Annotated in this window: 20 protein-coding genes; 12 read left to right on the plus strand and 8 right to left on the minus strand. The window is 73.4% G+C overall.

Going from position 1 to position 20,709, the window contains the following annotated elements; genetic code table 11:
* Positions 1 to 91 precede the first annotated feature (91 nt).
* Both ACP7TJ_RS24960 and ACP7TJ_RS24965 read right to left on the minus strand, forming a co-directional pair.
* Positions 92 to 2,221, minus strand: a complete 2,130-nt coding sequence (locus ACP7TJ_RS24960) for an SDR family NAD(P)-dependent oxidoreductase (protein WP_427765460.1) — start codon at positions 2,219 to 2,221, stop codon at positions 92 to 94.
* Positions 2,222 to 2,276: 55 nt separating this feature from the next.
* Positions 2,277 to 3,029, minus strand: a complete 753-nt coding sequence (locus tag ACP7TJ_RS24965; protein WP_367560748.1) for a TetR/AcrR family transcriptional regulator — start codon at positions 3,027 to 3,029, stop codon at positions 2,277 to 2,279.
* A gap of 55 nt (positions 3,030 to 3,084) precedes the next feature.
* On the opposite strand from ACP7TJ_RS24965, the gene ACP7TJ_RS24970 reads away from it, so the two are divergent.
* Positions 3,085 to 4,503 carry an MFS transporter gene (locus ACP7TJ_RS24970; RefSeq protein ID WP_318296395.1) on the plus strand — a complete coding sequence of 473 codons (1,419 nt, stop codon included), beginning with the start codon at positions 3,085 to 3,087 and terminating at the stop codon, positions 4,501 to 4,503.
* Between the two features lie 54 nt (positions 4,504 to 4,557).
* On the opposite strand, the gene ACP7TJ_RS24975 is transcribed toward ACP7TJ_RS24970, so the two are convergent.
* A complete protein-coding gene (locus ACP7TJ_RS24975) occupies positions 4,558 to 5,361 on the minus strand; it encodes a VOC family protein (protein ID WP_367549273.1) in 804 nt (267 codons plus the stop codon).
* Positions 5,362 to 5,568: 207 nt separating this feature from the next.
* Here ACP7TJ_RS24975 and ACP7TJ_RS24980 point away from each other — a divergent pair, with 207 nt between their 5' ends.
* Positions 5,569 to 6,417: a sulfurtransferase gene (locus tag ACP7TJ_RS24980; RefSeq protein ID WP_367490896.1), complete on the plus strand. Its 849-nt coding sequence runs from the start codon at positions 5,569 to 5,571 to the stop codon at positions 6,415 to 6,417.
* Positions 6,418 to 6,564: 147 nt separating this feature from the next.
* Here ACP7TJ_RS24980 and sepH read toward each other — a convergent pair whose 3' ends face one another.
* From sepH to ACP7TJ_RS24995, 3 genes are all read right to left on the minus strand, one after another.
* Positions 6,565 to 7,611: a septation protein SepH gene (sepH, locus tag ACP7TJ_RS24985; RefSeq protein ID WP_189910661.1), complete on the minus strand. Its 1,047-nt coding sequence runs from the start codon at positions 7,609 to 7,611 to the stop codon at positions 6,565 to 6,567.
* Positions 7,612 to 8,061: 450 nt separating this feature from the next.
* Complete coding sequence (locus ACP7TJ_RS24990) at positions 8,062 to 9,381, minus strand: D-arabinono-1,4-lactone oxidase (RefSeq protein ID WP_189910662.1); 1,320 nt, start codon at positions 9,379 to 9,381, stop codon at positions 8,062 to 8,064.
* A complete protein-coding gene (locus ACP7TJ_RS24995; RefSeq protein ID WP_167743657.1) occupies positions 9,341 to 10,579 on the minus strand; it encodes an MFS transporter in 1,239 nt (412 codons plus the stop codon). Before ACP7TJ_RS24995 ends, ACP7TJ_RS24990 begins: the two co-directional genes overlap by 41 nt.
* Before the next feature lie 148 nt (positions 10,580 to 10,727).
* Here ACP7TJ_RS24995 and ACP7TJ_RS25000 point away from each other — a divergent pair, with 148 nt between their 5' ends.
* Both ACP7TJ_RS25000 and ACP7TJ_RS25005 read left to right on the plus strand, forming a co-directional pair.
* On the plus strand, positions 10,728 to 11,855 hold the full coding sequence (locus ACP7TJ_RS25000; protein ID WP_427765468.1) for a ferrochelatase: 1,128 nt from the start codon (positions 10,728 to 10,730) through the stop codon (positions 11,853 to 11,855).
* 8 nt (positions 11,856 to 11,863) lie between these two features.
* Positions 11,864 to 12,673 (plus strand): inositol monophosphatase family protein, encoded by an 810-nt coding sequence (locus tag ACP7TJ_RS25005; protein ID WP_390921043.1) that lies wholly within the window; start codon positions 11,864 to 11,866, stop codon positions 12,671 to 12,673.
* Positions 12,674 to 13,061: 388 nt separating this feature from the next.
* Here the strand turns inward: ACP7TJ_RS25005 and ACP7TJ_RS25010 are convergent, their stop codons facing one another.
* A complete protein-coding gene (locus ACP7TJ_RS25010) occupies positions 13,062 to 13,235 on the minus strand; it encodes a hypothetical protein (protein WP_167743659.1) in 174 nt (57 codons plus the stop codon).
* A gap of 442 nt (positions 13,236 to 13,677) precedes the next feature.
* Here ACP7TJ_RS25010 and ACP7TJ_RS25015 point away from each other — a divergent pair, with 442 nt between their 5' ends.
* From ACP7TJ_RS25015 to ACP7TJ_RS25030, 4 genes are all read left to right on the plus strand, one after another.
* Positions 13,678 to 14,331: a response regulator transcription factor gene (locus ACP7TJ_RS25015; RefSeq protein WP_003993508.1), complete on the plus strand. Its 654-nt coding sequence runs from the start codon at positions 13,678 to 13,680 to the stop codon at positions 14,329 to 14,331.
* Between the two features lie 9 nt (positions 14,332 to 14,340).
* The gene (locus tag ACP7TJ_RS25020) at positions 14,341 to 15,585 is read left to right on the plus strand and encodes a sensor histidine kinase (RefSeq protein ID WP_093766459.1); all 1,245 of its coding nucleotides are present in this window, start codon (positions 14,341 to 14,343) and stop codon (positions 15,583 to 15,585) included.
* Positions 15,586 to 15,977: 392 nt separating this feature from the next.
* Complete coding sequence (locus tag ACP7TJ_RS25025; protein WP_003993510.1) at positions 15,978 to 16,274, plus strand: DUF4193 domain-containing protein; 297 nt, start codon at positions 15,978 to 15,980, stop codon at positions 16,272 to 16,274.
* 13 nt (positions 16,275 to 16,287) lie between these two features.
* Positions 16,288 to 17,232 carry a hypothetical protein gene (locus tag ACP7TJ_RS25030; RefSeq protein WP_370165274.1) on the plus strand — a complete coding sequence of 315 codons (945 nt, stop codon included), beginning with the start codon at positions 16,288 to 16,290 and terminating at the stop codon, positions 17,230 to 17,232.
* Positions 17,233 to 17,248: 16 nt separating this feature from the next.
* On the opposite strand, the gene ACP7TJ_RS25035 is transcribed toward ACP7TJ_RS25030, so the two are convergent.
* Complete coding sequence (locus tag ACP7TJ_RS25035) at positions 17,249 to 17,719, minus strand: DUF3093 domain-containing protein (RefSeq protein ID WP_093766457.1); 471 nt, start codon at positions 17,717 to 17,719, stop codon at positions 17,249 to 17,251.
* A 92-nt stretch (positions 17,720 to 17,811) separates the two neighbouring features.
* Between ACP7TJ_RS25035 and ACP7TJ_RS25040 the strand changes: the two genes are divergently transcribed.
* The 4 genes from ACP7TJ_RS25040 to ACP7TJ_RS25055 all read left to right on the plus strand — a co-directional run bounded on the left by ACP7TJ_RS25040 (position 17,812) and on the right by ACP7TJ_RS25055 (position 20,610).
* Entirely contained in the window at positions 17,812 to 18,396 is a 585-nt protein-coding gene (locus ACP7TJ_RS25040; RefSeq protein ID WP_228917890.1) for a PaaI family thioesterase, read from the plus strand.
* Complete coding sequence (dut, locus tag ACP7TJ_RS25045) at positions 18,393 to 18,950, plus strand: dUTP diphosphatase (protein WP_093766455.1); 558 nt, start codon at positions 18,393 to 18,395, stop codon at positions 18,948 to 18,950. The genes ACP7TJ_RS25040 and dut overlap by 4 nt, the downstream gene beginning before the upstream one ends.
* A 1-nt stretch (position 18,951) precedes the next feature.
* Complete coding sequence (locus ACP7TJ_RS25050) at positions 18,952 to 19,704, plus strand: DUF3710 domain-containing protein (protein WP_093766454.1); 753 nt, start codon at positions 18,952 to 18,954, stop codon at positions 19,702 to 19,704.
* A 213-nt stretch (positions 19,705 to 19,917) separates the two neighbouring features.
* Positions 19,918 to 20,610: an ABC transporter ATP-binding protein gene (locus ACP7TJ_RS25055; protein WP_093766453.1), complete on the plus strand. Its 693-nt coding sequence runs from the start codon at positions 19,918 to 19,920 to the stop codon at positions 20,608 to 20,610.
* The last annotated feature ends 99 nt before the right edge of the window (positions 20,611 to 20,709 follow it).

The following is a 20,709-nucleotide window of genomic DNA, read 5'->3' on the forward strand; positions in this document are numbered from 1 at the left end:
CGCCGACATCGGCAGGGCTCTGAGGGCCGGCTGAGGCGCAAGACGCGGGTCGAGGCGGCCGCCGCGGGCGTGTTCTGCCCGTCTGCCGGGCTCAGCCGGTGCGCCCGTACCGCCGCCGCAGCCCCTCCGCCAGCGGGGCCTCGGCGAAGGCGCCCGCCGCCACCCGCGCCGCGACCGTGCGGCGCACGATGCGGTCGGCCAGGGACGGGGCGTGGCGGGCCAGCGCCATCTCCGCCCGGCCGCGCCGCGTCGTCGCCACGTCGCGCGGTGCCCTGCGGGCGGTCACCGCGGCGACCACCGCCGACACCACGCCCTCCAGCGGTTCGGGCCGCGACACCCCGTCCAGGGAGAGCCCCGCCTCCCGCGTGCTGTCGTGGATCGGGCTGCGCACCATGCTCGGGTAGACGGTCGTCACGCCCACATGCGTGCCGGCCTCCAGCCGCAGCGTGTCCGCGTACGCGGCGAGGGCGCGCTTGGACACCCCGTACGCGGCGGCCAGCGGCAGCGGCAGGACCGCCATCCGTGAGGCGATGAACACCACCCGGCCGCGCGCCCGTTCGAGATGGGGGAGGGCCGCACCGGTCACATCCCAGGCGCCCAGCAGGTTGAGGCCGAGCTGCGCGTGGACCTCCGCGGACGGCCGCAGCTCCGCCGGCGCCGGTCCGCCCCGGCCCGCGTTGTTCACCAGCACGTCCACGCCCCCGCCGAGCAGCCGTACCGCCTCCTCGACGCCCTTCGTCACCGACTCGGGGTCGGTCAGGTCGCAGGCCACCACCGGCACCGGCGCCGAGGCGTCGGCGTGCAGGTCCAACCCGACGACCCGGGCGCCGAGTTCGGTGAAGCGCGCGCCCAGCGCCCGGCCGAACGTCCCCTCCGCGCCCGTCACGAGCACCCTCCGTCCCGCGAGCGGGGTCGCCTTCCGTACGCCCTTCAGGTCCCGCGCCACCTGGCGCAGGTACTGGTCCACGTCGATCCGCATGTGCGGCCGCCTGTCGCCCCAGCGTTCCCGCGCCGCGTGCAGTTCGGCGGTGACCGACGCCAGCATCCGGTCCCGCGACGGCCTGCGCAGCCGCCCGGTCAGGCAGGCGGCGAGCAGCCGGCTCTGCGCCTCCACCACCGGCAGCGCCGACCCCGTCGACTGCATCAGTCCCACGAAGGACAGGGCGTCGTCGTCCAGCGGGAACACATGCCGGTACAGCGGCAGCCGGGCCGGGTCCGGCACCAGCGTCGGGTCGAGGAACGGCACGGTCGCCCGGTACCCGGTGCACCACAGCACGTGGTCCACCTCGTCCTCCCGCCCGTCCGTGAAGCGCACCCGGCGCCCCTCGAAGCGCTCGATGCCCGCCCGTACGCCGATCGTCCCGGCCCGCACCAGGGCGGGGACCGTGTCGCTCAGCGTCGGGTGGTCCTGGAGCACGCCCTCGGGCGACGGCGGCAGCGCGGGACCCTCCGCGCCCCGGGCCGCCAGCCGCAGCATCGTCTGCGAGAGCCGCTGGCGCAGCCGCCACGGCAGGACGGCCGCCAGCGCGCCGTTCCACTGGTCGGTCGGGCGGCCGAACAACGTCTTCGGCAGCACCCACACCCCGCGCCGGGCGGAGATCAGCACCTCGTCCGCCTGCCCGGCCAGCTCGGTCGCGATGTCCATCGCCGAGTTGCCCGTGCCGACGACCAGCACCCGGCGGCCCGCGAACGCGGACGGCTCGCGGTAGGAGTGCGCGTGCGAGGTGGTGCCCTCGAACGTGCCCGGATACGGCGGTTCGGGCAGCCGGGGCGTGTGGTTGTGCCCGTTGGCGACCACGAGATGCGCGACGGTCTCCTCGTACGCGCCGTCGGGGCCGGTCAGTTCGAGCCGCCAGCCGTCCTCGGTGCGCCGGGCGGCGACCAGTTCCGTGCCGGTGCGGAAGTGCCGGGGGACGTCGAAGCGCTCGGCGTAGTCCCGGACGTAGGCGAGGAGTTGGGCGCGGGTCGGGTAGTCCGGCCACTCCGCGGGCATCGGGTGGTCGCTGAACTCGCTGCGCGGCTTCGACGTGTTGAGCCGCAGCCCCTCGTACGCGGCGGTGTCCGGGGCCGGCCGCCACAACCCGCCCAGCTCCTCGGCGCGTTCGACGCCGAACACCTCGACGCCCGCCTGAAGCAGCGCCTTCACGGCCGCGATCCCCGCCATGCCGCCGCCGACGACGGCCACCCGCCCCGGTCCCGCCGTGCCCCGCCCTGCGCCCATCGCGTCCGCGCCCTTCCCCGAGCCGTGCGGCCGTCCGTGCGGCCGCCCCGTGGAGTTATTCCAACGTGCGATGGATTATTACGTCAGTTCCGTCGCCGGCACCAGACCCCGGCCGGGCCTCCGCCCGCCCGGGTCCGTACAGGGCGTCGAGGAAGCGGCGCACCCACAGGCGGAACTCGTAGCGCTCCCGCTCCCGTTCGGCGGGGGAGGCGGCGGCCAGCGCGGTGACATGGCCGTGCGCCGCCCACACCAGGCTGCGCACCGTCACGTGCGGCGTGGTCTCCCGCACCGTCCCCGCCTGGGCGGCCTCCAGCAGCGCCCGCTCCACCTCGCCGTACAGCGGCAGCGCGTACGCCCGGTCGAGGCCCGCGCCGCGCGTGGGGTCCAGCCACCGGCGCAGCCAGAGGAACGTGGTGTGCGGATGCTCCTCCAGGAAGTCCACGAAGCCGTCCGCGAGCGCCCGCAGCGCCGTCGCCAACGGATCCCCGCCCATCGTCGCGGCCTCCCGGAGACCCGCCACCAGCGGGGCCAGCGCCTCCCGCTCGGCCGCGTGCACCCGCTCGAAGCAGGCGTCGTACAGCGCCTCCTTGGCGGGGAAGTGGTGGTGCAGGCTCTTCACGTCGATGCCGACCCGCGCCGCGATGTCGCGCAGCGAGGTCCCCTCGGGGCCGCGCGCGGCGAACAGTTCCGTGGCCTCCCGCAGGATCCGTTCGCGGGTGGACGGGCCGTCCCGCTCCGCCCGGCGGGGCCGGCCAGGTCCGCGCCGGGCGGGCCGCTCGGCGGAGGGTGTCTCGCTGGTCTTCCTCATCCGGCACAGTCTGGCTAGGATCCGCAGACCTCGCAATCCAACACCTGAGGGATTCATGAACGCCGCCACAGGATCCGAAGCCCCTCTCCCCGACGAGCGCGCCCCCGCCGCCGTGGCGGACGCCGGAGACGGCGCGGAGGTGCCCCGCCCCGCACTCGTGCGCTACGCGCTCGGCTCGGCCGGCATGGGCGTGTACGTCACCGTCCCCGGCCTGCTGCTCCTGTACTTCCTCACCGACACCCTCGGGGTCACCCCCTGGCTGGCGGGTCTGGCGCTGCTCGTCCCGAAGGCCGTGGACATCGTCCTGCACCCGTACGTCGGCTCCCTCTCCGACCGGGAACGCGCCCGCCGCGGGAGCAGACTGCGGCTGCTGACGGCGGGCTGCGCCCTCGCACCCGCGTTCGTCGCCCTGTTCGCCGTCCCCGGTCCGGTGGCCGACCGGCCGTGGGCCGCCGCCTTGTGGGTCGCCGCCTGGTTCGTCGTCGCCAACGCCCTGTTCGCCGCGTACCAGGTGCCCTATCTCGCCACCCCCACCGACATGGAGACCGGCTACCACGGCCGCACCCGGGTGCTGTCCTTCCGGATGGTGGTCCTCACCGTCGGCATCCTCGTCGGCGGCGCGCTGGCCCCGCTGCTCGCGGGGGAGGGCGACTCGGTCGGCCGGTACGTCGTCATGGCCCTCGTCCTCGGCGTCTTCACCGTGGTCTTCCAGTACGTCGGCGTCGGCGGCGTGCGCGACCTGCTGCCCGCAGCGGCCCCGACCGGAACAGCGGTGGACCGACACGGCCCCGCCCTCGCCCAGGTACGGGACGTGCTGCGCCGCAACCGTCCCTTCCGCGTGCTGGTCTCCTGCTACCTGCTGGTCTCCACCACGACCCACCTGGTCCTCGCCGGACTGCCGTACTACGCCCGGCACGAGCTGGACCGCCCCGGTTTCACCACCGTCCTCATGGCCGCCTTCGTCGCGCCCGCCCTGCTCACCACGCCCCTGTGGTTCCGTCTCTCCCGGACCTGGGGCAAGCAACGCTGCCTGCTGCTGTGCCAGGGCTTCTTCGCCGCTGGGGCGCTCGGTCTGGCGGCGGGGAAGACGGCCGGACTCGTGGTCCCGGTGCTGTGCACGCTCGTCCTCGGCGTGTGCTTCGCGGGACTCCAGCTCTTCCCGTTCTCGATGGTTCCGGACACGGTCCGCGCGGCCGACGGCGACGAGACCGGACGCACCGGCGCCTACACCGGGGTGTGGACCGCGACGGAAGCGACGGGCGCCGCGGCCGGCCCCTACCTGTACTCGGCGGCCCTCGCCCTCGGCGGCTACGCGGCCGCGCGGGCCGGCGAGGAGGTCACCCAGTCGGGCGGCGCGCACACGGCCATCCTGCTCGGCTTCACGCTCCTGCCCGCCCTCCTCATGGCGGCGGCCCTGGCGGTCCAGTCCCGCTACCGCCTCGACGCCGAACTCACGCGCGCCAGGGGCGTCTGACGAAGAGCCCGGCACGACGCGACCGCGACGATGTCGACCGTCCTCGCGGGCGCGTCAGCGCGGCCCCCGTACCAGCGCGAACCGCGCCCCCTCCGGGTCGGCGACCGTGGCGACCCGGCCGTGTGCGGTGTCCCGGGGGCCGCCGAGCAGCTGGCCGCCGAGGTGGAGCACCTGGTCCACCGCGTCGTCGGTGTCCGCCACGGTGAAGTAGGTCGTCCAGTGCGGTCCCCGGTCCCGGGGCAGCGCGTTGCCCAGGCCGTGGACGCCGGTCACCGGGTGGCCGTCCAGACGCAGCGTCACATAGTCCAGGTCGGCGGAGACGACCGGTTCCTCGTCGTAACCGAACACGGTCTCGTAGAACTTGGCCACATTCGTGGTCTCGAAGGTGGCCAGTTCGTTCCACGCCGGGGTGCCGGGCCGGCCGCTGACACCGGGGACGGAGCCGTCGGCCGCCTCCCAGATGCCGAAGACCGCGCCGCACGGGTCCGAGGCGAGCGCCAGCCGCCCCGCGCCGTCCGCGCTCAGCGGCCCCACGCCGACGGTCCCGCCGCACGAACGCACCACCTCGGCCGTCAGATCCACGTCGTCGGAGGCGAAGTACGGCGTCCACGCCGCCGGCAGCCGGCGGTCCGGCGGAAGCACCCCGATCCCGGCCACCGCGTGCCCGTCGAGCACGGCACGCACGTACGGGCCCAGCGGCCGCGGGCCGGGCCGGAACTCCCAGCCGAACAGCGCCCCGTAGAACTGCTCCGTCGCGTCGAGTCCGCGCACCATCAGGCTCACCCAGCAGGGTGTGCCGGGTGCGTGCCGGGCGGACCCGTCGCCGTTCGGGCGGGCGTTCCCCCGTGCGTCGGTCATCGTCACTCTCTTCTCGGCCGCCCGTACGTCGGCCGTGTCCGCTCGCCCCTGCCGGGGCCGTCCCGTGTCCGGCCCGGCGGATCGTTCCCGCATCGCGGCCGACACCGTATGTGCCCGATCCCGTACGCCCGGTGACCGGTTGTGCCCGGCCGAGCAGAGTAGCCGGACCGGGACGAGTCGGCCACCCCGTGCGCGAGGATGGTGACCATGAACGCCATCATCTCCGCATCCGAACTCGCGGACGCGCTGCGGTCGGAGCGCCCTCCGGTCCTGCTCGACGTCCGCTGGCAGCTCAGCACGGCCGCCGCGGCCGGCGAGCCGTTCGACGGCCGTGCCGCCTACGCGTCCGGCCATGTCCCCGGCGCCGTCTTCGTCGACCTGGACCGCGAACTGGCGTCCGCGCCGGGTGCGCGGGGACGCCATCCGCTGCCGGACCTCGACGTGTTCGGCGCGGCGATGCGGCGCGCCGGGGTGTCAGCGGGAACGCCCGTGGTCGCGTACGACGGCGGCATCGGGTGGGCGGCGGCCCGCGCCTGGTGGCTGCTGCGGTGGACCGGTCACCCGGACGTACGCGTCCTGGACGGCGGACTGCCCGCCTGGGACGGCCCGTTGGAGACGGAGGCGCCGACGCCGGTTGAGGGCGACTTCGTGCCGGAGCCGGCGGGGAGCGGTGTGCTGGACGCGGACGGCGCGGCGGCGCTGGCGCGTGCGGGTGTGCTGCTGGACGCCCGTGCGGGGGAGCGGTACCGGGGCGAGGTGGAGCCGATCGACCCCGTCGGCGGCCACATCCCGGGCGCGGTGTCCGCGCCGACCTCCGACAACGTGGATGCGGACGGCCGCTTCCGGCCCGCCGCCGAACTGCGCGCCCGCTTCGGCCGGCTGGGCGCGACGCCGGACGCGCCGGTCGGCGTGTACTGCGGCTCGGGCGTGTCGGCGGCGCACGAGGTACTGGCGCTGGAGATCGCCGGCATTCCGGCGGCTCTGTACGTCGGTTCCTGGTCCGAGTGGTCGTCGGATCCGGCGCGGCCGGTCGCGGTGGGGCCGGATCCGCAGTAGCCGCCCGCCCGTCCCGCCCCGGGGCTCCGCCCCGGACCCCGCTCCTCAAGCGCCGGAGGGGCTGAATCGTCCTCAAACGCCGGACGGGCTGATTTCAGCCCGTCCGGCGTTTGAGGACGAGGCCCGCCAGGGGGCCGGCGAGCCGGCCTACTCCTGCTTTTTGCGCCGCGTCCCGAAGACGATCTCGTCCCAGCTCGGGACCGCCGCGCGGCGGCCCGGGCGGACGCCGTCCGCCTCGGCCTGGCGGTCGGTCGAGCCGATGAGGCGGTCCCGGTGGCCGCCCACCGAACGGGGCATCAGCACATCCGCGTACGCGGAGCCCGCGGACGCGGCCGGCGCCGGCGGCTCCTCCGCCTCGGGCTCGGACTCCGGCTCCTCGGCGGCCGGTTCGGTGCGCTCCGGCACCACCAGGTCGCCGCGGAAGCTCGGCACGGCCTCCAGCAGGCTGGTCAGGGAGTCGCGCTCGCCCGAGGCGGTGGCCGCGGTGGACTCCTCGGCCGGTTCGGACGCCTGCGCGGGCAGGCTGGGCCGCTCGCGGTCGGCGGGGCGGTCCAGCGGACGGTCGCGCGGGAGCCGTGCGATGCGCGGCACGAACGGGAAGCTGGGCTCGGGCGCGGCGAGGTCGTCGGACTCGCCGATCAGCGAGCGGGCCTCCTCGTCGACGGCCTGGACGAGCCGCCGGGGCGGGTCGTACGTCCAGCTCGCCGAGTGCGGCTCGCCCGCGACCCGGTAGACCAGCAGGACCTCCCATGTGCCGTCGTCGCGGCGCCAGGAGTCCCACTGGACGGTGTCCTTCTCCGCGCCGCGCAGCAGCAGCCGCTCCTGCACGGCCTCGCCCAGCGGGGGGCCGGAGTTCTCACCGGGGCGGCGGACCGGCGTCTTGCGGGCGCGCTCGGCCATGAAGGCGCGCTCGGCGAGGACGGGGCCCTCGAAGCGCCGCACGCGGTCCACGGGGATGCCGGCCATCTGCGCGACCTCTTCCGCGGTCGCGCCCGCCCTTATACGGGCCTGGATGTCGCGGGGGCGGAGGTGGCTCTCCACCTCGATCTCGATCTGGCCGAGGCGGGGACGGTCGCCGCGCACGGCGGCGCGGAGCCGTTCGTCGATCGGAAGCGTGTACTCCGTGCTGTCCGCAGCCTTCAGCACCAGCCGTGTGCCGTCATTCGAGACGGCCACGACACGCAGTTCGGGCATGGGGACCTCCCGGGTGGTGCCTGCCGACGTCACGTGCGTCGCTGCTTCCGCTAGTCGAGTGTGGCCTGCCCGGGTGCAGCCTGCCACAACCTTGCCGAGTTGCCCGGCGTGTCGGGCGCGGGCCCTGGATCGCCGTTATGGCACGGTTACCTATTCGCAACGCTAAGTGACCAAATGCGTCACCCTGTGCAACTAGCCCCCTCCCGGCGGTCCTCCGAGGACCCGGGCACCCTGACGGGAGTCCGGACCCAGGGCTCGCAACAGTACTCCATTTGGGCCACGTGCGTGGATTGGCACGCCGTGCGAGTTCACGCAAGGGGTGGGACTTGGCCGCCGTTGCCCCACTCATCCACCCCTGGACGTGGGGGACTTGTGGGGTACTTCACGCGATCGCCGGATACGGAGGCAATGTCCACGGCCCTGGTCCACGCGCCGGGACCAGCGCCGGGACTACGCGCCCAGGACCCTGCGCAAGTAGTCGTTGCGGAACCGCCGTTCCGGGTCCAGCCGGTCCCGCAGCGCGACGAACTCGCCGAAACGCGGATACACCCGTGAGAGGTACTCGGCGTCACGCGTGTGGATCTTCCCCCAATGGGGTCGTCCCTCGTGCGCGGTGAAGATGCGCTCGGCGGCGGTGAAGTACCGCTGGTACGGGGTCCCCTTGAACATGTGGACCGCCACGTAGGCGCTTTCCCGGCCGGACGCCGTGGACAGGGTGATGTCGTCGGCCGGCGCGGTGCGCACCTCGACCGGGAAGCTCACCCGCAGCGGGGACCGGTCCACCATCGCCTTCAGCTCCCGCAGCGTGTCCACGAGCGCCTCGCGCGGCACCGCGTACTCCATCTCCACGAAGCGCACCCGGCGCGGGGAGGTGAACACCTTGTAGGGGATGTCGGTGTACGTCCGCGCGGACAGCGCCCGGCTGGAGATCTGCGCGATGGCCGGAATCGTCACCGGGGCGGCGCGGCCCACCCAGTTGGCGACCTGGAAGACCCCGTTGGAGAGGAACTCGTCCTCGAACCAGCCGCGCAGCGGCGGCACGGGACGCTCCGGGCCGGCGCTGCGGTTGTTGCGCTTGGTGTTGGTGTTGCCGGTGTGCGGGAACCAGTAGAACTCGAAGTGCTCGTTCTCCGCGTGCAGCGCGTCGAACTCGGCGCACACCCGGTCGAACGTCATGGGCTCCTCGCGCGCGGTGAGGAGGAACAGCGGCTCCACGGCGAAGGTGAGGGCGGTGACGATGCCGAGGGCGCCGAGACCGATCCGGGCGGCGGCGAAGACGTCCGGGTTCTCCTTCTCGGAGCAGCTCAGCACCGAGCCGTCGGCGGTGACCAGTTCGAGGCCCTTGATCTGGGCGGCGATGGAGGCGGACTCCCGGCCGGTGCCGTGGGTGCCGGTGCTGGTGGCGCCGGAGACCGTCTGCTCCATGATGTCGCCCATGTTGGTCAGCGACAGGCCCTCGCGCGCGAGGGCGGCGTTGAGCCGCTTCAGCGGGGTGCCCGCCTCGACCGTGACGGTGCCCGCCTCGCGGTCGATCCTCCGTATCCCCGTCAGCAGCTGAGGGCGTACCAGCAGGCCGTCGGTCGCGGCGATGGAGGTGAAGGAGTGGCCGGTTCCCACCGCCTTCACCGGCAGCCCGTCCTCGGCGGCCCGGCGCACGGCGTCGGCCAGTTCGTCGACGGAGGCCGGAGTGACCTCCCGGGCCGGCCGGACGGAGACGGTGCCTCCCCAGTTACGCCACGTGCCGTTCCTCGCGCTCGTCGTGCTGCCCAACGAAGCCTCCCCGACCCGGCGCCGGCCGCTTGAGCCGGCGGTACCCGAGGAAACCGACCGCGACCGCGACGGCCCCGGCGGCCGCCGGAACCCCGTACCCGGCGCGCGCCCCGGCCGCGTCGATCACCCAGCCGCCCACGGAGGAACCGAGGGCGATGCCGACCGCGAGCCCGGTGCTCACCCAGGTCATCCCCTCGGTGAGCTGCGCGCGAGGTACGTGCTCTTCGATGAGGGACATGGTCGTGATCATCGTGGGAGCGATGGACAGACCCGCAGCGAACAGCGCCACGGCCAGAAACGGCAAGTTCCCGACCAGTAGGAGTGGGATCATACTCACGGCCATCGCGCAAACGCCGAGCAGCCACCGGCGTTCCGGCGCCCCCGCGAAGTGCAGCAGCCCGAACACCAGACCGGCCACGCAGGAACCCAGGGCGTACACCGCGAGCACCACGCTGGCCGCGGCCTTGTGCCCCTCCTCCTCGGCGAAGGCGACCGTCACCACGTCCACCGCGCCGAAGATCGTGCCCGTCGCCACGAACGTCGCCACCAGCACCTGCAGACCGCGCGACCGCAGCGCCGTGCCGCCGCCCTTCCGCTCACCGGGATGCGGTTCCGGCTCGGTGGCGCGCAGCGCGGTCAGCCAGAAGACGCCGGCCGCCAGGAAGCAGGCCGCCAGCAGCGGGCCGGCCTCCGGGAACCAGGCCGTGGACAGTCCGATCGAGACGATCGGGCCGACGATGAAGCACACCTCGTCGACCACCGACTCGAACGAGTAGGCGGTGTGCAGGCGCGGAGTGCCGCGGTACAGCGCCGCCCAGCGGGCCCGGACCATCGCGCCGAGGCTCGGCACACAGCCGATCCCCACGCACGCGGCGAACAGCACCCACTCCGGCCAGGAGAAGTGCACGGCGAGCAGCAGCACCGTCGCCGCGGCCAGCGACAGCAGCGTGGCCGGGCGCAGCACCCGGCGCTGCCCGTACTGGTCCACCAGCCGCGAGACCTGAGGGCCCACCAGCGCGGCGGACAGCGCGATGGTCGCCGAGAGGGCGCCGGCCAGCCCGTACCGGCCCGTCACCTGGGAGATCATCGTGACGACGCCGATGCCCATCATGGACAGCGGCATCCGGCCGAGGAACCCCGCGGCGGAGAAGGCCTTGCTGCCGGGGGCGGCGAACAGGGCGCCATAAGGGCTGGGCACGGGGTTCTCCGGAAGATCAGTAAGGTGCTATCGCCGTCGATACAGATTACCGGCGGCGTCACCCGCTTGCGCCGGTGATGTACGGCACCTTCCCGCGACACCCCCGGCCCCTGTCCCCGCTGTCGGTGCCGGGTGGGAGGATCGAGACATGTCTGACGTGCTCGATGCCAGTCCCTACGACGCCCTGCTCCTGCTCTCCTTCGGCGGCCCGGAAGGCCCGGACGACGTCGTCCCGTTCCTGGAGAACGTGACACGCGGGCGGGGCATCCCCAAGGAACGCCTCAAGGAAGTCGGGCAGCACTACTTCCGGTTCGGCGGGGTCAGCCCCATCAACGACCAGAACCGCGCCCTGCTGGACGCGCTGCGCAAGGACTTCGCCGAGCACGGCCTGGACCTGCCGGTGTACTGGGGCAACCGCAACTGGGCGCCCTATCTCACCGACACCCTCCGGGACATGGTGCGCGACGGCCGCCGCCGCATCCTGGTCCTCGCCACCAGCGCCTACGCCTCCTACTCCGGCTGCCGCCAGTACCGCGAGAACCTCGCCGACGCGCTCGCCACGCTGGAGAAGGAAGGGCTGGATCTGCCGAAGACCGACAAGCTGCGGCACTACTTCAACCACCCCGGCTTCGTCGAGCCCATGGCCGACGGGGTGATCCGGTCGCTCGCCGACCTCCCCGAGGACGTCCGGGACGGCGCGCACATCGCCTTCTGCACCCACTCCATCCCCACCGCCGCCGCGGACACCTCCGGCCCCGTCGAGGCGCACGGCGACGGCGGCGCGTACGTCGCGCAGCACCTGGACGTGGCCCGGCTGATCGCCGACGCCGTCCGCGAGCGCACCGGCGTCGACCACCCCTGGCAGCTCGTCTACCAGTCCCGCTCCGGCGCCCCGCACATCCCGTGGCTGGAGCCCGACATCTGCGACCACCTCGAGGAGCGGAAGGCCGCCGGCGTCCCGGCGGTCGTCATGGCCCCCATCGGCTTCGTCTCGGACCACATGGAGGTCCTGTACGACCTCGACACCGAGGCCACCGCCAAGGCGGAGGAGCTGGGCCTGCCGGTGCGCCGCTCGGCGACCGTCGGCGACGACCCGCGGTTCGCCGCCGCCGTCCGCGAACTGGTGCTGGAGCGCGCCGCGGCCGAGAGCGGGCGGGACGTCACCCGGTGCGCCCTGGGCGCGCTCGGCCCCAGCCACGACCTGTGCCCCGTGGGCTGCTGCCCGGCCCGCGCCCCGCGTCCCGCCGCCGCGGGCGCCGACAGCCCCTACGCCTGAGGAGCCCCGTGACCGACCCTCTGCACGCGGAACTGCTGGAACTGGCCCGGGAGGCCGCCCGGCGCGCGGGTGAGCTGCTGCGCGACGGCCGCCCGGCCGACCTCGCGGTCGCCGCCACCAAGTCCAGCTCGGTCGACGTCGTCACCGAGATGGACCTCGCGGCGGAGAAGCTGATCACCGCGCTGATCGCCGAGCGCCGCCCGGAGGACGGCATCCTCGGCGAGGAGGGCGCCTCCACCGCCGGCAGCAGCGGCGTCCGCTGGGTCGTCGACCCCCTCGACGGCACGGTGAACTACCTGTACGGCCTGCCCACCTGGGCCGTCTCCGTGGCGGCCGAGCAGGACGGCGTGGCCGTGGCCGGCGCGGTGTTCGCCCCGATGCGCGGGGAGGAGTACCACGCGGTGCTGGGCGGCGGGGCGTGGGCCACGGGCGCCTGGGAGGGCGAGCGGCGCCTGGCCTGCCGGCCGTCGCCGCCGCTGGACCAGGCGCTGGTCTCCACCGGCTTCAACTACGTCGCCGACGTCCGTGAGCAGCAGGCCGAGGTCGCCCGCCGGCTGATCCCGCTGGTGCGGGACATCCGCCGGGGCGGCTCGGCGGCGATCGACCTGTGCGACGTGGCGGCGGGCCGCCTGGACGGCTACTACGAACGCGGGCTGCACCCGTGGGACGTCGCCGCGGGCGCCCTGATAGCCCGGGAATCCGGCGCCCTCACCACCGGCCGCCACCCGGACAGCCCTCCTTCCGCCGAGCTCACGGTGGCCGCGTCTCCGGGCGTCCTGAGGCCCCTGCTGGGGCTGCTGGAGGAATGCGGCGCGTAGGAGGCGGCTGACGCCGCCGACCGTCGGGGAAAGGCCCCGGGCATCGCCGGCCGGCTCCCGACCGGGCCGGATCGCGTCCGCGCTGAAGTCGGCTGGCTCCGGCCGACGGGGCGAGGATCCGCCGGGCCGGGCGGCAATGGACGGTGAACGCCTGCCGGCGCTGCGCCGGCAGGACCGCCGCCGACCGGGTGCCTCCGGGGCAGAGGCGGCAAGCCTTGCTGGGCCAGGCCTGTCCACGCGAGCGTGCGTGTGACGGGCGCGGTGTCGTCGAGGGCGGCGCGCCAGCGGGTTCGCGCGCCGATGGGCTGTCACGGTTTACCGGCGGGAACGACGGTGGGCCTCGGCGGATCATCCGCCGAGGCCCACCGGGCGTTGCTGTGTGCGACGGTCAGACGCTCGTCGCGCCGACTTCCACACCGTGTTCGGCCGCCAGGCGGCGCAGGTCGTCGAGCTCGCCCTGCTCCACTTCGACGAGGAAGTCGTCGCCCTCGTCGCGGGCCCGCGACAGGTCGGACTCGGTCGTCTTTATGCGCTGCAGAAGTCCTGCGGTGAATGCGTCCATGCTGCGCCCCCTCGTCCTGGGTCGGTGGGTCGGTGGCACGGGGGTGTGCCGTCGGAAGGGACGATCACGTCCGTGGCGGATGCCCGGCGCCGCTCGGCCGGGCGGCGACGGTACCGGACATCCACGCCCGCTCTGCGGAAGCGGACCGTGTGCACCGCACGGTGGCGCGGTACGAGCAGAGCGTGATCGCGGGATGTAAACCCGTCCTCCCCAAGCTCCCTCCCGCGGAAACCTAACCTCGCGAGAAATTCTCGTATTCCCGCCCCGTTCGCCCGCACGTTCCCCGGCCCCCGGGGCCGCCGGCCGCTCCCCTGTTCCGGCCGCCTTACAGCCGACTTACGGCCGAAAAGGGCAGGATGGAGGCAACAACACCCACCCGTACCCCTGCCCGCGTGCGTGCCGACACGGCCCGCCGGGCGGGTCATGAGGAAGGACAAGCGACGTGCGCGTACTCGTCGTCGAGGACGAGCAGCTGCTCGCCGATGCGGTGGCCACCGGACTGCGCCGGGAGGCCATGGCCGTCGACGTCGTGTACGACGGTGCGGCCGCCCTGGAGCGCATCGGCGTCAACGACTACGACGTGGTCGTCCTCGACCGCGACCTCCCCCTCGTGCACGGCGACGACGTCTGCCGCAAGATCGTCGAGCTCGGCATGCCCACGCGCGTGCTGATGCTCACGGCGTCCGGCGACGTCAGCGACCGCGTCGAGGGACTCGAGATCGGCGCCGACGACTACCTGCCGAAGCCGTTCGCCTTCAGCGAGCTCATCGCCCGCGTGCGGGCGCTCGGCCGGCGGACCAGCGTGCCCCTGCCGCCCGTCCTGGAGCGGGCCGGGATCAAGCTCGACCCCAACCGCCGCGAGGTCTTCCGCGACGGCAAGGAGGTCCAGCTCGCGCCGAAGGAGTTCGCCGTGCTGGAGGTCCTGATGCGCAGCGAGGGCGCCGTGGTCTCCGCGGAGCAGCTGCTGGAGAAGGCCTGGGACGAGAACACCGACCCGTTCACCAACGTGGTCCGGGTGACCGTCATGACCCTGCGCCGCAAGCTGGGCGAGCCGCCGGTCATCGTGACCGTGCCCGGCTCCGGATACCGGATCTGATCACCGACCATGGCTGCCACTCCCGCGCCCCCCACCGCGCCCCCCAAGCCCACCTGGGACCCCCGGTCGCCCACCCCGATGCCGTGGCTGCGTCCCACCATCCGCATACGGCTCACGCTGCTGTACGGCGGCATGTTCCTGATCGCCGGCATCCTGCTGCTGTCGATCATCTATCTGCTCGCCGCGCAGGCCCTGCGCACCGGCAGCCAGCCGCTGTTCAAGATCGTCGACTTCAACGGCCTGAAGGTCTCCAGCAACGACTGTCCGGGCATCGCCGACGGCAACCTCTCGCTGAACGAGTTCAACGCCGCGATCAGCGAGTGCATCGACCACCAGCGCCAGGTCGCCCTGGACAACCTGCTCAGCCGCTCCCTGCTGGCCCTGCTCGGCCTCGCCGTCATCGCGTTCGCCTTCGGCTACGCCATGGCCGGGCGCGTGCTGTCGCCGCTGGGGCGGATCACCCGCACCGCGCGCGCGGTGGCGGGCTCGGACCTGTCCCGCCGGATCGAGCTGGACGGCCCGGACGACGAGCTGAAGGAGCTGGCCGACACCTTCGACGACATGCTGGAGCGGCTCCAGCGCGCGTTCACGGCCCAGCAGCGCTTCGTGGGGAACGCCTCCCACGAGCTGCGCACCCCGCTGGCGATCAACCGGACGCTGCTCGAGGTGCACCTCTCCGACCCGGAGGCGCCGGTGGAGCTCCAGCAGCTCGGCAAGACCCTGCTGGCCACCAACGAGCGCAGCGAGCAGCTCGTGGAGGGCCTGCTGCTGCTCGCCCGCAGCGACAACCAGATCGTGGAGCGGGGCCCCGTCGACCTCGCGGAGGTGGCCGGCCAGGCCATCGACCAGGTCGCCGGCGAGGCGGAGTCCCGGCACGTGACGATCCGCGGCACGCGCCGTCCCGCCGTGGTCCAGGGCAACGGCGTGCTGCTGGAGCGGATCGCCCTGAACCTGGTGCAGAACGCCGTGCGGTACAACGTCCCGGAGGACGGCTGGGTGGAGGTCACCACGGACGTCCAGCACGGCCAGGCGGTCCTCGTGGTGTCCAACACCGGACCGGTCGTCCCCGCGTACGAGGTCGAGAATCTCTTCGAGCCGTTCCGCAGGCTGCGCACCGAGCGGACGGGCAGCGACAAGGGCGTGGGACTGGGTCTGTCCATCGTGCGGTCGGTCGCCCGGGCGCACGGCGGGCACATCTACGCACAGCCGAGGGAGGGCGGCGGACTCGTGATGCGTGTCACCCTTCCGATCTGAGATCATGCCCCGGCCCCGGCCGGTGTTCGCTTCGGGCGAAATTCTGGACCGGTGCCCCAATCGAATTCATGTGTGATCGATCACAGGCGCATCGATTCGGCCGTCTACTCTCCGTGATCATGAATCCCGTCGGAAGGCCGGAAAAGTCCCGGTTTTCAGGGGTCCCGTTCACGGGAAGTACACGGTGAGGTGCCTTTGTAGTGCGGCATCGGGACCGTGTACGGTCCCCATCGCCATCCAACCCGATCACTCATGAGGAGTCCGGTTGGGTGTCGATTGAGTAACAGACCTTGATGTGAGGCAAAATCTCCGCCTCAGGTCGGGCACAAGTCCGGCCTCTCACGCGTTACGTGCGCTGGAGACACCGCATACACCCAGAGGGGGAGAGTGACATGGCTACCGACTACGACACTCCACGCAAGACCGACGACGACGTCGACTCGGACAGTCTGGAAGAGCTGAAGGCACGGCGGAACGACAAGTCGGCCTCGGCCGTGGATGTCGACGAGTTCGAGGCCGCCGAGGGTCTCGAACTGCCCGGTGCGGACCTCTCGAACGAGGAGCTGGCCGTCCGGGTCCTGCCCAAGCAGCAGGACGAGTTCACCTGCATGAGCTGCTTCCTGGTGCACCACCGCAGCCAGCTGGCCCGCGAGAAGAACGGCCAGCCGATCTGCCGCGACTGCGACTGAGGCGGGGTCGGCCGTGACTGGCTCGACCCCACCGCGGAAGCGCCGCTTCTTCTCGAAGGGAGCGGACCAAGGGTCCTCGGAGGACCCACAGCACGACACGCGTGATTCCGAGCGAGGCTGGACCGGTTCCGGGGCGGCCTCGCTCGAAGCGCCGGCCGGCCGGGGTGACCTCCCGGTGTCCGTGGAGGTCACCGCGCCCGTGGCGCGCAGGCGCACCGCCGTCGTCCGGGAGAAGGCCCGGGAAGGCGTCCGCAAGGGCGGTGCACGCGCCCGCGCGGGTCTGGCGCACCTCGCCGACCGGATCATCGACATCGCCCCGCGTGTGCCCGTACGGGACCTCGCGACCCTGCGGGAGCAGTTCCCCGGGCTCGGGCCCGAGGACATCGCCGACAAGCTCGTGGCGGGCGCCGCGAAGGCCACCGCGACGGTCGGGGCCGGCGTCGGAGCGGCGGCCATGATGCCCGTCCCGCCCGCGATGCCGACGGAACTGGCCGCGGAGGTCACCGGCGTCGCCGCGATCGAACTGAAGCTGATCGCCGAACTGCACGAGGTCTACGGCGTACGTCCCGCGGGCACCCTCGCCCAGCGCAGCACCGTCTACCTCAACTCCTGGTCCCAGGAGCGCGGCATCGAGGCGACCAAGCCCTCCACCGTGAGCGCCGCGATGAACAGCCGCATGAAGCGCGAACTGCGCCAGCGGATCGTGAAACGCACGGTGCGCAACCTGCCGAACCTGATGCCGTTCCTGGTGGGAGCGGCCGTGGGCGCCGTGATGAACCGGCGCGACACCAGAAAGCTCGCCGCCCGCATCCGGGACGACCTGCGCAAGGTCCAGGTGCCCTGGGACGAGCTGCCCCCGCTCCCGGCGCTGGAGCGCCCCCACGACGCCCTTCCCGAGCACGCGCTGGAGCTGGACATGGGCGTCGACCGCCACCGGAAGGACGACGAATCCCCGTGACCGCCCGGGGCGGCCGCTACGAGGCGTCCGCCGCGTCCCTCGCCGCCCTGAGCGCCTGCGCCAGCCGCTCGGGCTCACGGGTGGACAGGAAGACGTAGGGAGTGGGGTCCTCCGGGTCCGTGACGGCCACGCGCAGCGCACCGGGGACGTACGCGCGCAGCAGCATGAACGCGCGCGGGTCGGCCTTGGGGCCGCGCCAGGCGCGCGCCTCCTCGGCGTCCAGCACCTCCGCGTCGCCGAGCGCCGACGCCGGGATCTTCGCCTCGCCCGCGATCAGATGACCGTTCACGACCCGGATCCGCACCGAGCCGTACGCGCTCACCACGACCGCCGCCGCGGCGGTCCCGCCGGCCAGCCCGCCCAGCATCGGCAGGGTGCCGAACGGCAGCATGATCAGCGCGAAGGAGATCCCGGCCAGGAAGCACAGGAACCACCAGGAGCGGGGAGCGGTGAGGCGTTCTTCGTACGGGGCGGCGGAAAGCTGCATGAGGCCAAGCTTGGCACGCTTCCCGCAGGGCCCCCGCGCCAGGGCGGACGCGTGCTCAGGGGCCTCGCCGCGGGCGGGTAAGGTCTGCGGCTGTGAGTGGTAATTCCGCAGCTCTTCAGCCCCCCGCCGACGCCGTGCCGCCCGTGCGCCACCCCGAGGCCCCCGCACCGGGTGAGCTCCTGGGCGCCCACTACGGGCAGTGCTTCGGCTGCGGGGACGAGCAGCCCCACGGGCTGCACCTCCAGGCGCGCGCCGGCGAAGGCGTGTCGATCACCGCCGAGTTCACCGTGCAGTCCGCGCACCAGGGCGCCCCCGGACTCGCCCACGGCGGGGTGCTGGCCACCGCCCTCGACGAGACGCTCGGCTCGCTGAACTGGCTGCTCCGCACCATCGCGGTCACCGGACGGCTGGAGACCGACTTCGTCCGGCCCGTGCCCGTCGGTACCGTGCTGCACCTCCAGGCGGAGGTGACCGCCGTCGCGGGACGCAAGATCTACTGCACCGCCACCGGACGCATCGGCGGCCCCGAAGGCCCGGTCGCCGTCCGCGCGGACGCCCTGTTCATCGAGGTCAAGGTGGACCACTTCATCGACCACGGCCGCCAGGAGGAGATCCAGGCCGCGATGGAGGACCCCGACCAGGTCCGCCGGGCCCGCGCCTTCGAGGTCAACCCGTGAGCGCCGGCCGCGGAGCGCTCGAGGTGCTCATCCGGCGCGTCGACCCGGACGTACCGCTTCCGGCGTACGAGCACCCCGGCGACGCGGGGGCCGATCTGCGCACCACCGAGGCCTGTGAGCTGGCCCCGGGCGAGCGGGCCGTGCTGCCCACCGGGGTGTCTGTCGCGCTGCCGGAGGGGTACGCGGCCTTCGTGCACCCACGATCCGGTCTTGCCGCCCGCTGCGGCGTCGCCCTGGTGAATGCCCCGGGGACGATTGATGCCGGGTACCGTGGGGAGATCAAGGTGATCGTGGTGAATCTCGACCCGCGCGAGTCCGTGCGGTTCGAGCGCTTCGACCGGATTGCCCAACTGGTCGTCCAGCAGGTCGAGAGGGTGCGCTTCGTGTCCGTCGCGCGGCTGCCCGGATCGGCCCGGGCCGAGGGGGGCTTCGGATCCACCGGCGGCCACGCCGCGGTGGAAGGTAAGAGCGGCACAAGCGTTCAGGCCGCCGAGGGCGGTACAGCGGGTGGGAATCGATACGCTTCGGTCGTATCCGACCGGGAAGGACAGTGACGTGTTCGGACGTCGCAAGAAGAGGGATGCCGCCGACGGTGCGGCCGGCGAGGCCGAGCAGGTCGTCGACGGTGTCGACGCTGAGGCGGACGAGGAGACCGGGCGCGTGAGGCTCGAGCCCGCGCCCCGGCCCGACGGGCCCTGGGACAGCTCCGAGGTCCGCGAGCCCGGCGAGGGCCGGGTCGATCTGGGCGGTCTGTTCGTGCCCGGCGTGGACGGCATGGAACTGCGCGTGGAGGTCGCGGGCGACGCGATCGTCGCGGCCACCGTCGTGCTGCGCGACAGCGCCGTCCAGCTGCAGGCCTTCGCCGCGCCCAAGCGCGAGGGCATCTGGGGAGAGGTGCGCGAGGAGATCGCGGCCGGCATCACCCAGCAGGGCGGCATCATCGACGAGGTCGAGGGCCCGCTCGGCTGGGAGCTGCGCGCCCAGGTCCCGGTGCAGCTGCCGGACGGCACCGGCGGCTTCCAGGTCGTGCGGTTCGTCGGCGTGGACGGCCCCCGCTGGTTCCTGCGCGGAGTGATCTCCGGGCAGGGCGCGGTGCAGCCGCAGGCGGCGGGGCTGCTGGAGCAGATCTTCCGGGACACGGTCGTGGTGCGCGGGGACGGCCCCATGGCCCCGCGCGATCCCATCGTCCTGAAGCTGCCGAACGACGCGCAGATGGTGCCGGAGAACGTGCAGCAGGAGGAAGGGTCGCGGTTCGCCGGCGGAATGAGCCGGCTGCAGCGGGGGCCCGAGATCACCGAGGTGCGCTAGCGCAGTTTTTGCCGTGGCCCGCGGGGCCGGTCGTCTACGCGGCCGGTTGCCGCGGGCCGCTGTGTTGTCCGGGGCTCCGCCCCGGACCCGCTCCTCGAACGCCGGAGGGGCTGTCTCCAGCCCCGCGGCACTGGGCGACTCCGCCCGACCCTGTTGATCGGCCGGGCGCCGGACAGCGATACTGGCGCCCGGTCCACGGGGGAGGGCATCCGCATGGGACGGACGATCACCGACACCATGGTGCGCGTCGAGGACGTGCACAAGTCCTACGGCAGCGGCGCGGCCGCCGTGCACGCGCTGCGAGGCGTCTCCTTCGAGGTCCCGCGCGGTGAACTCGTCGCCCTCAAGGGGCGCTCGGGCTCCGGCAAGACCACCCTGCTGAACATCGTCGGCGGCCTGGACGCCCCCGACCGGGGACGGGTCGACGTCGACGGCCGCGACCTCGCCCGCCTCGACGAGGAGGGCCTGCTCGCCCTGCGCCGCGACCGCGTCGGCTTCGTCTTCCAGTCCTTCGGCCTCATCCCCATCCTCAGCGCCGCCGAGAACGTCGGGGTCCCGCTGCGGCTGCGCGGCGCGGACCCCCGCGAGCGCGAGGAGCGCGTGGAACTGCTGCTGGCCCTCGTCGGCCTCGCCGACCACGCGGCCCAGCGGCCCGGCGAACTCTCCGGCGGCCAGCAGCAGCGGGTCGCCATCGCCCGCGCCCTCGCCAACAGCCCCTCCTTGCTCATCGCCGACGAGCCCACAGGACAGCTCGACGCCGAGACCGGGCACGCCGTGATGGAGCTGCTGCGCGCGGTCGTCCGCAGCGAGAACGTCACCGCGCTCGTCGCCACCCACGACACCACCCTGCTCGACCTGGCCGACCGCGTCCTAGAACTGAGCGACGGACAGATCGTCGAGCACTGACCGGCCGCCCGGCCCGCGCGTCAGGGTTGCGTCAAGGTCGGACCCCGGGCCCCCGCCGGCCGCCCGGCCGCCGCGCACGGCGGCCTAAGGTCGACTCCG

It is taken from the genome of Streptomyces sp. DSM 41931 (assembly GCF_050271085.1).
Lineage (GTDB): Bacteria > Actinomycetota > Actinomycetes > Streptomycetales > Streptomycetaceae > Streptomyces > Streptomyces albogriseolus.